This is a genomic window from Acinetobacter sp. NIPH 2100, assembly GCF_000369805.1.
Lineage (GTDB): Bacteria > Pseudomonadota > Gammaproteobacteria > Pseudomonadales > Moraxellaceae > Acinetobacter.
This window is the reverse complement of the sequence record NZ_KB850224.1, coordinates 2,196,022-2,210,370: the sequence shown is the minus strand read 5'-3', so window position 1 is coordinate 2,210,370 and position 14,349 is coordinate 2,196,022. Positions and strand designations below refer to the sequence as shown.

17 protein-coding genes are annotated in these 14,349 nt (G+C 39.9%); 5 read left to right on the top strand and 12 right to left on the bottom strand.

All coding sequences use genetic code 11. The features are described 5' to 3' along the window. Positions 1–24: 24 nt before the first annotated feature. Positions 25–1,485 carry an aminoacyl-histidine dipeptidase gene (locus tag F887_RS07595; RefSeq protein ID WP_005294739.1) on the top strand — a complete coding sequence of 487 codons (1,461 nt, stop codon included), beginning with the start codon at positions 25–27 and terminating at the stop codon, positions 1,483–1,485. Between the two features lie 18 nt (positions 1,486–1,503). Here F887_RS07595 and rtcA read toward each other — a convergent pair whose 3' ends face one another. The 5 genes from rtcA to F887_RS07620 form a co-directional block, all read right to left on the bottom strand. Continuing rightward, on the bottom strand, positions 1,504–2,565 hold the full coding sequence (gene rtcA / locus F887_RS07600; RefSeq protein WP_005294736.1) for an RNA 3'-terminal phosphate cyclase: 1,062 nt from the start codon (positions 2,563–2,565) through the stop codon (positions 1,504–1,506). Positions 2,566–2,823: 258 nt separating this feature from the next. Then, positions 2,824–3,282 (bottom strand): DIP1984 family protein, encoded by a 459-nt coding sequence (locus tag F887_RS07605; protein WP_005212730.1) that lies wholly within the window; start codon positions 3,280–3,282, stop codon positions 2,824–2,826. 12 nt (positions 3,283–3,294) lie between these two features. Beyond that, a complete protein-coding gene (locus tag F887_RS07610; RefSeq protein WP_005294733.1) occupies positions 3,295–3,678 on the bottom strand; it encodes a DUF7684 family protein in 384 nt (127 codons plus the stop codon). Between the two features lie 2 nt (positions 3,679–3,680). Continuing rightward, complete coding sequence (locus tag F887_RS07615) at positions 3,681–4,949, bottom strand: RtcB family protein (RefSeq protein ID WP_005294730.1); 1,269 nt, start codon at positions 4,947–4,949, stop codon at positions 3,681–3,683. Between the two features lie 284 nt (positions 4,950–5,233). Continuing rightward, positions 5,234–6,199 carry a ribonuclease Z gene (locus tag F887_RS07620; protein WP_005294728.1) on the bottom strand — a complete coding sequence of 322 codons (966 nt, stop codon included), beginning with the start codon at positions 6,197–6,199 and terminating at the stop codon, positions 5,234–5,236. Between the two features lie 67 nt (positions 6,200–6,266). On the opposite strand from F887_RS07620, the gene rtcR reads away from it, so the two are divergent. Then, on the top strand, positions 6,267–7,868 hold the full coding sequence (rtcR, locus tag F887_RS07625; protein WP_005294725.1) for an RNA repair transcriptional activator RtcR: 1,602 nt from the start codon (positions 6,267–6,269) through the stop codon (positions 7,866–7,868). On the opposite strand, the gene F887_RS07630 is transcribed toward rtcR, so the two are convergent. Then, entirely contained in the window at positions 7,869–8,939 is a 1,071-nt protein-coding gene (locus F887_RS07630) for a DUF2157 domain-containing protein (protein WP_005294723.1), read from the bottom strand. Between the two features lie 90 nt (positions 8,940–9,029). Beyond that, positions 9,030–9,659 (bottom strand): alpha/beta hydrolase, encoded by a 630-nt coding sequence (locus tag F887_RS07635; RefSeq protein ID WP_005294720.1) that lies wholly within the window; start codon positions 9,657–9,659, stop codon positions 9,030–9,032. 125 nt (positions 9,660–9,784) lie between these two features. Here F887_RS07635 and yaaA point away from each other — a divergent pair, with 125 nt between their 5' ends. The 3 genes from yaaA to F887_RS07650 are packed head-to-tail and all read left to right on the top strand — an operon-like array spanning position 9,785 to position 11,482. Next, positions 9,785–10,567, top strand: coding sequence for a peroxide stress protein YaaA (gene yaaA, locus F887_RS07640; protein WP_005294718.1), 783 nt, complete (start codon positions 9,785–9,787; stop codon positions 10,565–10,567). 21 nt (positions 10,568–10,588) lie between these two features. Further along, the gene (locus tag F887_RS07645; RefSeq protein ID WP_005294715.1) at positions 10,589–10,852 is read left to right on the top strand and encodes a hypothetical protein; all 264 of its coding nucleotides are present in this window, start codon (positions 10,589–10,591) and stop codon (positions 10,850–10,852) included. Between the two features lie 9 nt (positions 10,853–10,861). Then, entirely contained in the window at positions 10,862–11,482 is a 621-nt protein-coding gene (locus tag F887_RS07650; protein WP_005294712.1) for an HD domain-containing protein, read from the top strand. Positions 11,483–11,547: 65 nt separating this feature from the next. On the opposite strand, the gene F887_RS07655 is transcribed toward F887_RS07650, so the two are convergent. The 5 genes from F887_RS07655 to rpoH all read right to left on the bottom strand — a co-directional run bounded on the left by F887_RS07655 (position 11,548) and on the right by rpoH (position 14,291). Continuing rightward, complete coding sequence (locus F887_RS07655; protein ID WP_005294710.1) at positions 11,548–11,874, bottom strand: hypothetical protein; 327 nt, start codon at positions 11,872–11,874, stop codon at positions 11,548–11,550. A 58-nt stretch (positions 11,875–11,932) separates the two neighbouring features. Continuing rightward, positions 11,933–12,718, bottom strand: a complete 786-nt coding sequence (locus F887_RS07660) for a thiazole synthase (RefSeq protein WP_004639328.1) — start codon at positions 12,716–12,718, stop codon at positions 11,933–11,935. 23 nt (positions 12,719–12,741) lie between these two features. Beyond that, complete coding sequence (thiS, locus tag F887_RS07665) at positions 12,742–12,939, bottom strand: sulfur carrier protein ThiS (RefSeq protein WP_005294708.1); 198 nt, start codon at positions 12,937–12,939, stop codon at positions 12,742–12,744. 9 nt (positions 12,940–12,948) lie between these two features. Beyond that, positions 12,949–13,314, bottom strand: coding sequence for a DUF423 domain-containing protein (locus tag F887_RS07670; RefSeq protein WP_005294706.1), 366 nt, complete (start codon positions 13,312–13,314; stop codon positions 12,949–12,951). A 107-nt stretch (positions 13,315–13,421) separates the two neighbouring features. Beyond that, positions 13,422–14,291, bottom strand: coding sequence for an RNA polymerase sigma factor RpoH (rpoH, locus tag F887_RS07675; protein WP_005294703.1), 870 nt, complete (start codon positions 14,289–14,291; stop codon positions 13,422–13,424). Between the last annotated feature and the right edge of the window lie 58 nt (positions 14,292–14,349).

The window sequence follows — 14,349 nt, the reverse complement described above, 5'->3', positions numbered from 1 at the left end:
CGCTTTATTTGAGAGTATAGGTGCATGATACAGGTCGATTTTTCTAAATTATCACCACAAGCGGTTTGGCAACATTTTGAGACCTTATGTACGATTCCTCGACCATCTAAACATGAACAACAGTTAAGACAACATTTAAAAGACTGGGCAGAACAGCGCAATTTGGAAACCTATGTTGATGACATTGGTAACCTAATTATTCGAAAAGCGGCAACTACGGGTAAAGAACAAGCAGCTGGTGTGATTTTGCAAGGCCACTTGGATATGGTGACTCAGGCAAATCGCGGAACCCAGCATGACTTTTTTAAAGATCCAATTCAACCTGTATTAAAAGATGGCTGGCTGATTGCTGAAAATACTACTTTGGGTGCCGATAATGGGATTGGTGTTGCACTTGCACTGGCTGTATTAGAATCAAATGATATTGCACATGGGCCGATTGAAGTCCTGTTGACCATTGATGAAGAAGCAGGAATGAGCGGTGCTCGTTTGCTTGAGTCTGGCATTTTAACTGGGCAATGGCTTTTCAATATTGATACCGAAGAATGGGGTGAGCTGTATCTTGGCTGTGCAGGCAGTATTGACCTAGAAGTGGAACAGCCACTTGAATATGACGCAGCATCAAGTGATTTAATCTTTATAGATTTACTGGTATCAGGCTTGAAAGGTGGTCACTCTGGGGTTGATATTCATTTAGGTCGTGGCAATGCCAATGTCATTCTAGCCAATTTTCTTAATGATTATTTGGCACAATCCAATGGTCGACTGGTAGAGTTTGTGGGTGGAACAGCACGCAATGCCATCCCGCGTGAAGCTGTGGCAACCATTGCGATCAAAGCAGAGCAATTTCCTGAGTTGAAAAATGCCGTTGCTGTGACACAAACTGAATGGCAACAAAAGCTACAGGGCATTGATGACCAGCTGCAAATCACTGCACAGCAAAATACCAATCAAATAAATGACGTTATTACCTTGCATCAGCAGCAAGCGTGGTTAAAAGCATTGGCAACTTGTCCATATGGCATTGCTCAATGGAGTAGTGCTTTAGCTGATGTGGTCGAAACCTCGAATAATATAGGTGTGGTTAAACTCACTAAAGACGAAGCAAAAACATTGATTATGGTTCGTTCGATGGTGAATCAAGAGGCAGTGATATTTGCACAAAACATTCAACAACACTTTGCTAGTTTCCAGATTCAATCTGAATTAACGCCGTTAGTGTCGGGCTGGACACCAAATCCCGATTCGGCTGCATTGAAATGCCTACAACAAGCTTATCAATCTGCATTTAAGATTGAGCCAAATTTGAAAGTGATTCATGCAGGTTTGGAGTGCGGCATTATTGCGGAACATTATCCAGATTTGCAGATGGTGTCTTTTGGTCCTGACATTCAAGGGGCGCATGCACCAGGGGAGCGGGTTAAAGTGGATACCGTAGAGAAATGCTGGAAGTTGTTGGTCACAGCTTTGGAATCGATTAAATAAGCTCCCAATAAAAGAAGCTCATGAATGAGCTTCTTTTACCTTAACAGTGACCTGAAACAATGTTTTATCTAACTCGATAAATTCAATTTCACAATCAATAAATTTTTCAATCATGGTGGCCTGAGTACGGGTGTGTTCGCTAATACATTGCGCCGTAAACTCCCCGCCTTGACCTAGTGCTAAAGGTAATAGCAATTGATCTGCTAAATATTCATCCACAGCAGCTTGAGAAGCAATATATTGTTTCACTTGTTCAGCCACGTGATTGGCAATCTGTTCTGCACTTTTTCGCATTTCACCTAAAGCCGTAAATAGCTGAATATGCAGTTGATACTCAACTTTGACATATACCGTATTGCCTTGGCTAATCCCATTTAAACGGAACTGTTGTTGTATATTCAGCTTTAGTCTTTTATTCAAAGTCGCTAATTCTCGTTGTGCAATTTGCGCTTCCTCTGAAAGATTTAATACTGCTGCAAAAGCCCCAATACTTTGCAAAGCACCATGATCTAATAAACTTAGCCTGTTTCGATGTTGCCATGGCTGAATTTTGATGTGAATTTCACCTGCGCCAATCGGAAAGAAACCTGCTTTGTTTAATTTAAATTCAGCTTCTATTCCCAGTTTTTTTAATACGGGTAAAAAACATTGTTCAATAAAATCCGCTGTTGGTGCAAGCGGATTATGAGTGCCGCCTGATATGGTGAGTTCACTGGCTTGATTTTGTAATAGCAAAGCAGGTAATAGGGTCTGTAAAACCAGTGTTGTGCTGCCAGCAGAACCAATTTGGAATTGGTATTTTCCGCTTTGCACTTGCTGTGGCGCGAAGTACAAACGTTGGCTATGTAGTTCAGCCCCTTCCACATAAGCTTGGCTGATATTTTGGGATGCCTGTACACAGACTAAGTGCTGACGCATTAAGCCTGGTTTTTTACGGCCAGCACGAATGTTGATTAATTCAAATGGTTGACCTGTAATCATTGAAAGGGCAAGGGCTGTTCTTAAAATTTGCCCACCGCCTTCACCTTGTGAACCATCAATCTGGATGGTTGCTGGCATATTTGCCAAAGCCTTATTCACGTCTATTTTCCTTATTTTCTAATTAAATGAACATACTGTCAGTACATGGTAATGCGAAGTAACGCGTGACTTTGCTGTTGGCAAAGGTTTGCTAGGTACATGGTGCTGAGCCTAATCAGTGAAGATTGATGCATGGCTCACATGCTGCCATAGCCGCCTGAATTATTTTCAATCCCTCAGATCGGAGTAAAGCGGGATCTTGTACTCGCCCAGGATGCCCAAACTGCGATTGTGAACTAAATTCACAAAATCTGTTGTCTATTCGACTAAATCAATTTGCCAGTTTGCAGCCTGAATCTTGATATTTAAATCGCGTAGTTTCGCGCTGATATCATCGGCTTGTTTTTGCAAGCTAGAAACAGGAATAACCTTCTTCCATTTAATCTCACGCGAGCTATAACGATCTGGTTCACGATGAGTATTGGCAATTGCATCAATGAGAATCTTATGCTGTTCAGCGTAACTGTCGCGTAAGCTTAATAGTGACAGCAGTATTTTGCCGTCTTCTAACTTTGCTTGTGCATTGGTCAAATGAATACGACAAATCAATTGATTGCTTTCTTGGGTTAAAGCAAATACTTGTTTGATGAGTTCATTTGGATCTTCACTCGGTTCATCACCATCTTGTACCAAAACATTGGCATTGATCCGTTGTTTTAATGAAGCGAGCTTTTTTTGTTGATCGCTTCGCAGTAAAAGTGCTTCTGCGAGTTTCATTTTATTTACCTTTTATTCAATATGTACAATGACTAAGTTTGAAACATTTTCCAATTCCATACTAAATTTTGCGAATTCAGTAATATCTTCTAAAGTTTCATTTTCATGCCAAGTTGTCATGAAGCAATGATCGACTGGTGGTTGATCGTTATAAAAACCGAGATACGTTTCATCTAGGACATCATCCCAAATAGAGCACTCATGTCCTGCCACCATTGCTTGAATGCATAGTCTTGAATAGACAATCTGCTCACAAATCCAATTACGCCATTCAGGCAGAATTTGATCAGTATTTACAGCCAAGATGATGTAATAGGATTGTTCAGGTAGAGAGAGATGAACTGCTTCATTTGCTCTGATTCTATAGCTTCGAATATCTAAACAATCCTTTTCCATAATTACCCCTTAACACAAACCACTTGTCTTAATGTATAAACCACTTCAACCAAATCCTGTTGCGCTTTCATGACGTCTTCAATTGGTTTATAAGCCGATGGAATTTCATCAATCACAGCAGCATCTTTACGGCATTCCACACCTTCAGTCTGGGCAATCTGATCTTCCACTGTGAATCGACGTTTTGCTTCAGCACGGCTCATTACACGACCTGCACCATGCGAACATGAGCAAAATGATTCCTGATTTCCAAGACCGCGAACAATAAAGGACTTGGCACCCATTGAACCTGGGATAATTCCATACTCTCCCAAACGTGCACGAACAGCGCCTTTACGGGTCACCATCACTTCTTCGCCGTAATGTTCTTCCTTTTCCACGTAATTATGGTGGCAATTCACGGCTTCCAATCGTGCTTGAAAAGGCTTGGGAATAATCGTTGCTAAAGCTTTAATCGCAGACTGCATCATGATTTCACGGTTTTTCATGGCAAAGCGTTGTGCCCAACCCACAGCAAACCAGTAATCATCAAAATGTTCTGTTCCTTCAACTAAATAAGCTAAATCTTTATTAGGCAAATTAATAAAATGCTTTTGCATATCTTTGCGTGCCAGTTCGATAAAATGATTACCGATGGCATTACCGACACCGCGTGAACCTGAGTGCAACATAATCCAAACGTGATCGTGTTCATCCAAACAGATTTCTACAAAGTGATTTCCTGTCCCTAAAGTTCCCAATTGTTTACGGTTATTGGTATTTTTTAGGCGAGGGTGCTTCATACAGATTAACTCAAAATCTGCAACTAAATCTGCCCAAGCTTGATCTACCATTTCAGGTGGTGTTTCCCAAGAACCTTTATCTCGTCCACGTTTGGTCATTCCGTGTGGGATCAAACGTTCAAGTTCAGTACGTAAGCCATGTAAATTATCAGGTAAATCAGAAGCGGTTAAGTTGGTACGGCTGGCCATCATCCCGCACCCAATATCCACACCGACCGCAGCTGGGATAATTGCACCTTTGGTTGGAATTACACTTCCAATCGTTGCACCTAAACCAAAGTGAACGTCTGGCATCACTGCCATCCATTTATAAATAAAGGGCATTTGTGCTGTTTGTAGTAATTGTTGTTTTGAGTTGTCATCAACAAGCACACCATTGGTCCACATTTTTACTGGCATACTCGTTTCATTTTTTAAAACCTGATAAGCACGTTGTTGCTGTTCTTGTTCAAATTGAGCTTGTTGGTTGATTTGTTCAACGACAGACATTTTCATTTTCCTTTCAAAGCCTGCCTGCCAAGCGTTTGCAGGCAGGTGATATTCACAAGATCCCAATGATGTTGTGTGCTTATACTATTGCAGCGAGTGTGCCAACTTTTTAAAAAACGAATTTAAAATTTTCAAGATATTGATAATTAAATAAAATAAAATTTTAAATATTTTTATGAGGCTTTAGTAGAACTAAATAAAATATATCTAATTAGATATTAAAATATCTTAGAAGATATTAAATTTATCCTTAAATGGTGTTGAAAGGCCACATAGCAAAGTTTCTATAAAGATTTATTGATTTTTGAAAGTTGACCTGTCTCATCTAAGTTAAATTGATCGAAATCATGGGCTAAATAGAAATTGCCTTGATAGAAAGCTTGTACTTCTTCTGTGATGGCTTGCTGTCCAGCACTATCTTGATGTCTTGGACTAAAGTGCGTCAGGATCAGATTGCTTAGACCCTGTTGTTGAGCAAATTCAGCAACCATTTTTGCTGAACTATGCATTGGGCTTGGGCCCACTTTATCTAAAATAGCTTGCGTGTAGGTGCTTTCATGAATCAACAGTTGAGCATCTTCGCAAGCCCGTGCCAATAATTCAGGACGGTCATTATCGCCCCCGACAATAGCATGTGCGCGTTGGATCTGTAACTGGGTAAAATCGACTGCTTTTAACGTTTGCCTATTGAATTGGATGTCCAGACCTTGTTGTAAATCACCCCAAGCTTTGCCTTTTGGGACACCGAGTTGAATCAAAGCCTGTGTATCTAATCGCTTTTGAGTGTATTGCGAGATAATACTAAATGCAAAGCTAGCTACACGATGACTCAGTGGATGAGCTTGAATCGAAAGTTCATCTGTTATTTGCTGTATTTGATTGGCTTTATTTACATCGATAAAGTGGAGTGGGTAAGGTAAATGTAGATCAGTGAGCTGTGCTGTAACTTCAATCCATTGTTGAATTTTTTTAGGCGCGATAATGGTTAAAGGTGCTGTTCTGGCATTCATACCTGCACTTGCGAGTAAGCCGACTAGACCATAGCAATGATCGCCGTGAACATGGGTAATGCAGATCGCAATTAAGCTTTGTAATGAAAGCTTGGCCTGCTGAATTCGATGCTGAGTGCCTTCACCTGCATCAACCAATATCCAATCTTTATTCTTGCTGTTACGGATGGCTAAACCAGAAACGTTACGTGTCAGTGTGGGTACACCAGAAGATGTACCTAAGAAAGTAAAATGAAGCATATTGTTGGAATTTTTCACTGAAATGCGTATTGTATATGATAGACATGTATAAAATATTATAGAAATTATGGTGAATGCAAAGAAAACCGTCGTAATTGGCTTTGTTGGTTCTACTTTAGATCAGGGAAAGCGTCCAGATCGATGGCAACGTTGGCGTCCAACGTTAAGTCTTCTGATGCATGAAGATTTGATTATTGATGAACTGGTGCTACTACACGATCGTCAACATCATAATTTAGTCAAGTTTATTGCTGAAGATGCACAGAATGTATCTCCATCAACCACAGTGTCAGGTCATCGAGTAAGTATTCGTGATCCTTGGGATTTTGCCGAGGTTTATGGTGCGCTGTATGACTTTGTAAAAACGTATCCATTTGATACTGAAAAAAATAACTATCTTTTGCATATCACTACAGGTACACACGTTGGTCAAATCTGCTGGTATCTTCTAGTTGATGCCAATTATTTACCTGCCAAGCTGATTCAAAGTGCGCCAAATCAACAGAAAACACCAGAAGGTGAATATCGCATCATTGATCTGGATTTGTCTCGCTATGATGTTCTAAAGCAGCGTTTTGAAGACGAGCAGCAACAAAACTGGCAACAGCTGAAAGCCAATATCTCAACTTATAACCATGAATTCAATCAACTCATTACCGAGGTTGAATTGGTGGCAACACGCTCGAGTGCTCCGATTTTGATTATGGGAGCAACAGGGGTTGGAAAATCACACTTAGCTAAACAAATCTTTCTATTAAAAAAGGATAAGTTTCATTTAAGTGGGCGCTTTATTGACGTGAATTGTGCAACGCTACGTGGTGATAGTGCCATGTCCAGTTTGTTTGGTCATATCAAAGGTGCATTTACTGGCGCAGCTGCTTCGCGAACAGGATTATTGAAAAGTGCCGATCAGGGTATTCTGTTTTTGGATGAGATTGGTGAACTTGGATTGGATGAACAAGCGATGCTACTCAAGGCACTTGAGGACAAATCCTTTTTTCCTGTAGGAAGTGATAAAGAAGTTCAGGCAGATTTTCAATTGATTGCAGGGACAAATAAAGACCTAAGAGCCGAAGTGCAAGCAGGGCGCTTTCGTGAAGATTTATGGGCGCGACTCAATACATGGACTTTCTTTTTGCCCAATCTTAAAGATCGAATCGAAGATATTGCACCGAATATTGAGTTTGAATTGCAACGCTTTGCGGTAAATCATCAACGACAGTTACGGTTTCAACGAGATGCACTCGATGTGTATTTGAAATTTGCCAAGTCTAGAGAAGCATCGTGGCAGGGCAATTTCCGTGATTTGACCGCCAGCGTGACACGATTAGCGACTTTATCTAGTGGTGAGTTAATCCGTTTAGAGACGGTGCAAAAAGAGATTCAGCGTTTAAAGCAATTGTGGTCGATTCAAACAGCACAAGAACACTCTGCTGAAGCGGATATTTTACTCAAATATTTAGATCAAATGCAGTTGAGCGAGATCGATGAGTTTGATCAGATTCAACTGCGTGGCGTACTTCATGTCTGTGAAAATGCCAAGTCCATGGCTGATGCTGGACGTCAACTGTTTGCAGCTTCATGCCAGCAACGTAATAGCACCAATGACAGTGACCGAGTCAAAAAGTATTTGGCTCGGTTTGGTTTGAGTTGGAGTGACTTCCAGTAATCATTTACCTAGATGATCTTTCTTGCTTTGTGATTGGTTGGTTAGAAACTCTAAATTCCAGAGCTTTTCGGCATGCCTGCCAATCCACCAGAAGGATATCGCCAGTAAGATGAAGAAAATGGCTTTATGCATACCATTCCAGAAAAACTCAAAGTACTTGGTATACAGATTGATAAATAAGAAGGTGATACCAAAACCACGTGAAGTGGCATCATCATGTTTTAAGCCATAAACAATTGCAATGATGGCAATAAAGGCAAACAAGAAACCCCAGTGCAACAGCTCATATTGTTTAACGCTATACCAACTACTCAAGTCCCCATAGTTGCCAAAGATTGAGAGAATCCACAAGGCAATAAACAGATACAGCAGACCCATGACATAAGTTGAATGTGCAAAATCCCTAAAATACGCATGGCGTTTAAATAACAGGCTCAACCCAATCAATGCACCACCAAAGAATACAAAGCGTAAAGGAAAGTTCATCCCTAAATAATACGCACCCCAGCCAGACATATAACCTGTTTCAGTCCCGAACCATGAACCCAGTGAGAGCAAGGAAAACACCCAAATTAATTTGGATGGGAACCAGAAGGCAAGTGCTGCATAAATGATGGTTGAGAGCAGGAATAATAAAGAGAAATGTCCGCTGCCTGTATCAATGGCTTGTCCGAAATAAGCCACAGAGGCTGCTGTGGAAAGAACACCAGCAAAAATAATGGCTTCATTGCTAAATTGATGCAGCGGTTTAGTTTTGCGTCGTCTATAAGCAAAGCCATAAAAGGCCGCAGCAACTACTGCAAAAATCAGACAAGGAATGATTTTGGAATCAACAAAGATTTTTTCAATCAGTTCCATTAAAAACTGATCCGCTGTAATTGCTGCGATGGCAATTACTGCACAAATCATTGAAATCCAGAATGAGTATTTTGCCAAACGTTCCCAGTCAAAAGGTCGAATCGAAAAACTCTGATTTAAATCATTGGCAACATCGGGCGTAATCGTGCCTTGTTGTTGCCATTGTTCAATGGTTTGCTTTAAAAAAAGTCCTTGTTTTTTATTTAATTTCATTTAAGAACCCGAATGTCTGTACATCTATACTGATATAACAGACATTGGATTGAAAAGACGTATAGTTTTCTTAGTAATTTGTTGTTAAGTCTACAGTTTTAAAAAGCGAGCAATGACTTGTCTGAGCTGTTTTAAATAACCTGTGAAGAAATGATTGGCACCTGGCAAAATCGTGATTGGATGTTTTTGTGGTTTTGCCCATGCAACCATATCTGAAAGCAAAGTAATATCATCTTGCTCGCCATGAACAAATAAGATATCGCCGTCAATTGCAGGGGTTTTATAATGGCGTAAGTCAACCACTGAACCTGTTGGCAAGCCACATAACACCAATTGCTTCGGACGTAACTCATTGCTGAGTTGTGCTTGGCATTTTGCGAGTACATGTGAACCAAAGCTAAAACCACCTGCATAGAAGGTTAAACCTGCATGCTTCTCACGTGCATATTCAATCACAGTCATAATGTCATCGGTTTCGCCATGGCCTTGGTCATGTGTACCTTCACTGCCTGCCAAACCGCGAAAACTTGGACGATAGACGATACAGCCCATCTCATTGAAAATCTGAGCCAATAAAACAGGGACTTTGTGGTGTGGTGTACCGCCTTGTAAAGGATGAGGATGGCAAACAACAGCAAAACCTGTGATTTCACCTTGGGGTTGATCGACAAACATTTCGATTTGACCAACAGGACCTTGGATGAATAATTGCTCAGACATAAGATACGCAATGGATAATGGAAGAATCCACTATTTTACCGATAAAACTGAACGAGAACACGAATTGGCATTAAAAATTATCAACTGTTATAGTTTCACCAAGATAAATTTATGTTTGATTGATTATGCTTGCTTTAATTTCTCCTGCCAAAACACTTGATTACACAACAGCACTTCCTACAGATACACATACTCAACCACGTTTGTTGGCACAATCACAGCAGTTGATTGATGTATGTCGTAAGCTTTCGGCAACTGAAATCGCATCGTTGATGACGGTAAGCGAGAAAATTGCCAATTTAAATGTAGAGCGTTTCCGTGATTGGAATGCTGATTTTGATTTTTCCAATGCACGCCAAGCGATGTTTGCTTTTAAAGGGGATGTGTATACAGGTCTGGATGCCTATCACTTAAAAGATCAAGATATTGATTTTGCCCAACAGCATTTGCGGATGTTGTCTGGACTTTATGGTTTATTGCGTCCGTTGGATTTGATGATGCCATATCGCTTGGAGATGGGGACAAAATTAAAAAACAAGCGTGGTCATAATCTATATGAGTTCTGGGGCAGTATCATTACCAATCAAATTAACCAAGATTTAGCTGAAATTGATTCGAAAGTATTGGTAAATTTAGCCTCTGACGAATATTATAAATCTGTGAATGAAAAGAACATTCAGGCGGAAATTATTAAGCCTGTATTCTTGGATCAGAAGAACGGAAAATATAAAGTCATTAGTTTTTATGCGAAAAAAGCGCGTGGTCTCATGGCAAGATACTTGATTGAAAATAAATTAAGCCAAGTAGAACAATTAAAAGCATTTAATAGTGAAGGGTATTATTTTGATGCTGAAAGTTCATCGAATAAAGAATTGGTCTTTAAGCGAGATGAACAGCACGCATCTTAAATATGCCTTAGGCAGGGTGGGATGTTAACCAAAGAATATTTATTAAAACATGCAATTTCGTCTGACCAAGTCAGTATTAAAGGGCATTTGACTGAGCCTCGCAGTTATGGGGTCTATGCACTGCCTTTAGATCGGGATGGCTCTCGGCGATTTAGATTTGGTAATCATCCTATACGTCAACAGGAACTGAAACATGAGTTTGGTTCCTGTACCTTATATCAACTTTTTTTAGAGCGTAAAGACGCAGAATCTTTGGCAAAGTGGCTTAATAAAGAGATTCAGTGAGGATTGGCAATGCAGCAATATTTAACCGTATTAGAAAAATCATGGTTTGAGCTGCATCAGCATTATCGTTTTTCTGAACCGCAGAAAATTTTTAATAAGTTGATTGTTGCCTATAGTGAAAAGCAGCGAGCATATCATACAGTTCAGCATTTATATGAATGTTTGGTTTTACTTGAATCCATTCGAGCTGATTTGAATGATTCACCTGCAGTCGCATTGGCACTCTGGTTCCATGATGCGGTTTATGATCCGCAAGCAAAAGATAATGAGTTAAAAAGTGCTGAATTATTTGAGCACTATTTGGTTCAACATTTACCCGTAGATATCGTTGGAAAAATAAAACGATGGATTGTTGCGACGCAAAAGCACGCATCGACTGATGAGCTAGATTTGCAATTTTTGTTGGATATTGATTTAGCGATCTTGGCTGCATCTCCAGCGCGTTTTGCAGAATATGAACAACAGATTCAAAAAGAGTATGCTTGGGTTGATCCTGATGTTTATTCTATTAAAAGAAAAGAGGTTTTAGCGCACTTTTATCAAGCAGAACCGTTGTATCAAACAGAATATTTTCAAAAGAATTTTGAGCAAAGGGCGAAAGGGAATTTGAGAGAGGTTGTTGGAAATTAGATCGCCATTTAATAAGGATATTCTGAATAAATAATTAAAGTTAAGGATATATCTAATCTGAGATTTTATTGAATATATTTTATTGCATATTTTTCTTGGTTTTCATAAATTTTTAATTCAATCACTCCATCTTTCAGATTTCCTTTTATATAGAAATGATAGTAATAATATGGGGTATGTTCTTGACTATCTCCAGAATACCAGCTAGATTTTCTTAGTCTATAATTTTCTATCGTTCCATATTTTTCATGTAATTCAGTGTCTTGTTGGAATATTTGGACAATATTTTTCTCATTTTTCTTGAAATCCCTATTGGTCATATAATTAGAAAAATATGCTAAGCAAATTGCTAGCACTAAAAAAGTTAGAATTTTTTTTATATTGAACTTCATTTAATACTCTTAAAAGATGAATATCGAAGGGACAGAGTTTATCCCTTCGTTGAACAAATTACTTAAAGAAATACCCAGTCTCAGGTGAACTCGCATTCGCCATACGCTTACGTGGCATACGACCTGCTAAAAATGCTTCACGACCTGCTTCAACCGCTTTTTTCATTGCAGAAGCCATCAAAATTGGATTTTGAGCAGCAGCAATCGCGGTATTCATCAATACACCATCGCAACCCAATTCCATTGCAATTGCCGCATCACTGGCTGTACCGACCCCAGCATCCACCAAGACAGGCACTTTGGCATTTTCCTTAATGATGGAAATGGTATGTGGATTGAGAATGCCCAAGCCTGAACCAATCAAGCTACCCAAAGGCATAATCGCAACACAGCCCATGCTTTCAAGTTCTTGCGCAACAATCGGGTCATCCGATGTGTAGACCATGATTTCAAAACCATCATCAATCAATGTTTGCGCTGCTTTAAGCGTTGCGGTCACATTTGGATATAAGGTTTTTTCGTCACCAAGAACTTCTAATTTCACCAGATTGTGACCATCAAGCAGTTCACGTGCGAGCATACAGGTGCGAATCGCACTATCTGCATCGAAGCAGCCTGCGGTATTTGGCAGAATTGTGTATTTTTCAGGTGGGATCACTGACAGTAAGTTTGGTTGGTCTGCATGTTGACCAATGTTTACACGGCGAATCGCAACGGTAACAATCTCTGCACCACTGGCTTGAATAGCTAAATCGGTTTCATTGAGATCTTTGTATTTACCAGTTCCGACTAATAAACGTGATTGAAACGTCCGTGAACCAATAATTAAAGGGGAATCTTGCATGGGCTTACTCCATTTTTAGCCAATCAGCCGCCACCAACAGCTTGAATAATTTCAATATGATCTTCAGGAGCAATGACAGTTTGCTCAAGTCTACTTTTCGGAATAATCTGTTGGTTTTTCTCTACAGCGAAGCGCTTGCCTTCAAGTGCTAAGCTTTGAATCAATTGCTGTAGATTTTCACAAGACGTGTCTGTTGACTCGCCGTTTAAATAGATGTGCATGATCAATCCTTATTTCGCATGCTTAATCGCTTGCCATGCGAGTAGCACCCAACCTGCAATCATAAATGCACCACCAATCGGAGTGATTGCACCTAAGATTCGAGGTAAACCAAGCGCCATAATGTACAACGAACCACAGAAAAAGATGATACCAATTTGCATCAAAATAAAAGGAATTTTTATTGGAAAAGTTGGTGTGGTTTTATACAGAACACCCAATATCAGCATGCCAAGTGCATGATAGAAGAAATATTGAGTTGCTGTACTCCACCAAGCCAGTTGCTCAGGTGTTGCAAAAGATTTGAGACCATGTGCACCGAAAGCACCTAACATGACTGCAAGCGCAAGATTAAGCGCAGAGATTGCTATCCACATAATGAGAATGGAACTAGAAATTTGATGAACAAACTTAACATATTCGGGTGTTTAAACAAAGCCAGATAAAACAAAAGGGCATGAAAGCCCTTGTGTTTGATTTAATCTTAACTCGCAGACATGGCGGTTTTGATTTTTTCCATTGCATTCTTTTCTAGCTGGCGGATACGCTCAGCAGAAACGTTATATTCAGCGGCCAACTCATGTAAAGTTGATTTGTCATCATCTAACCAGCGACGTTGCAAAATATTACGTGAACGGTCATCAAGCTGATCCATTGCCTCATGCAGGGCAGAAGTACTTTGCTGTTCGTAATCTTCTTCTTCAACAAGACGTGCTGGATCGTAACGATTATCTTCAAGAAAAAGTGCAGGTGCCGTATGAGGCGTGTCATCATCGTCATCGCCCTGTGCTTCAAAAGCAGCATCATAAGCGGTTAAACGACCTTCCATCTCTAACACTTGTTCAGGTGTCACATTCAAATCATTGGCAATTGATTTTGCTTCTTCTAGCGTTAATCGTTTGCTTGATTTTTTAAGACTCCGCAAATTGAAGAATAATTTACGTTGTGCCTTGGTGGTCGCAATTTTGACAATACGCCAGTTACGAATCACGTATTCATGAATTTCAGCTTTGATCCAGTGCACGGCAAAAGAAACTAAACGAACACCCATATTTGGGTCGAAGCGTTTAACCGCTTTCATTAATCCAAGGTTACCTTCTTGAATGAGATCACCTTGTGGTAATCCGTAACCTGCATAACTACGTGCAATATGGACAACAAAGCGTAGATGCGACATTACCAATAGTTTGGCAGCATCGAGGTCTTGATCATAATAATAACGCTCAGCAAGTTCTTTTTCCTGCTCGGCCGTTAAAATTGGAATTTGATTGACAGTGCTGATATATGCACCAAGATTTACACCTGGCGCAGACAGTGACAGGGGCATCAATTGATTGCTGCTGTCAGTAGTCATGGAGTCTCCTTATAGGATGGTATTTAAGTCAACAATTTCATCTTAATGCGAATGTTCT

Bases quoted from the DNA above. Each gene is read 5' to 3' on its own strand.
- F887_RS07630 (WP_005294723.1), bottom strand. From the start codon at position 8,939: ATGAAATTAAATAAAAAACAAGGACTTTTTTTAAAGCAAACCATTGAA.
- F887_RS07620 (WP_005294728.1), bottom strand. From the start codon at position 6,199: ATGCTTCATTTTACTTTCTTAGGTACATCTTCTGGTGTACCCACACTG.
- F887_RS07615 (WP_005294730.1), bottom strand. From the start codon at position 4,949: ATGTCTGTCGTTGAACAAATCAACCAACAAGCTCAATTTGAACAAGAA.
- F887_RS07655 (WP_005294710.1), bottom strand. From the start codon at position 11,874: ATGAAGTTCAATATAAAAAAAATTCTAACTTTTTTAGTGCTAGCAATT.
- F887_RS07670 (WP_005294706.1), bottom strand. From the start codon at position 13,314: ATGTGGATAGCAATCTCTGCGCTTAATCTTGCGCTTGCAGTCATGTTA.
- rpoH (WP_005294703.1), bottom strand. From the start codon at position 14,291: ATGACTACTGACAGCAGCAATCAATTGATGCCCCTGTCACTGTCTGCG.
- yaaA (WP_005294718.1), top strand. From the start codon at position 9,785: ATGCTTGCTTTAATTTCTCCTGCCAAAACACTTGATTACACAACAGCA.
- rtcR (WP_005294725.1), top strand. From the start codon at position 6,267: ATGGTGAATGCAAAGAAAACCGTCGTAATTGGCTTTGTTGGTTCTACT.
- F887_RS07610 (WP_005294733.1), bottom strand. From the start codon at position 3,678: ATGGAAAAGGATTGTTTAGATATTCGAAGCTATAGAATCAGAGCAAAT.
- F887_RS07605 (WP_005212730.1), bottom strand. From the start codon at position 3,282: ATGAAACTCGCAGAAGCACTTTTACTGCGAAGCGATCAACAAAAAAAG.
- F887_RS07635 (WP_005294720.1), bottom strand. From the start codon at position 9,659: ATGTCTGAGCAATTATTCATCCAAGGTCCTGTTGGTCAAATCGAAATG.
- F887_RS07660 (WP_004639328.1), bottom strand. From the start codon at position 12,718: ATGCAAGATTCCCCTTTAATTATTGGTTCACGGACGTTTCAATCACGT.
- F887_RS07645 (WP_005294715.1), top strand. From the start codon at position 10,589: ATGTTAACCAAAGAATATTTATTAAAACATGCAATTTCGTCTGACCAA.
- F887_RS07650 (WP_005294712.1), top strand. From the start codon at position 10,862: ATGCAGCAATATTTAACCGTATTAGAAAAATCATGGTTTGAGCTGCAT.
- thiS (WP_005294708.1), bottom strand. From the start codon at position 12,939: ATGCACATCTATTTAAACGGCGAGTCAACAGACACGTCTTGTGAAAAT.
- F887_RS07595 (WP_005294739.1), top strand. From the start codon at position 25: ATGATACAGGTCGATTTTTCTAAATTATCACCACAAGCGGTTTGGCAA.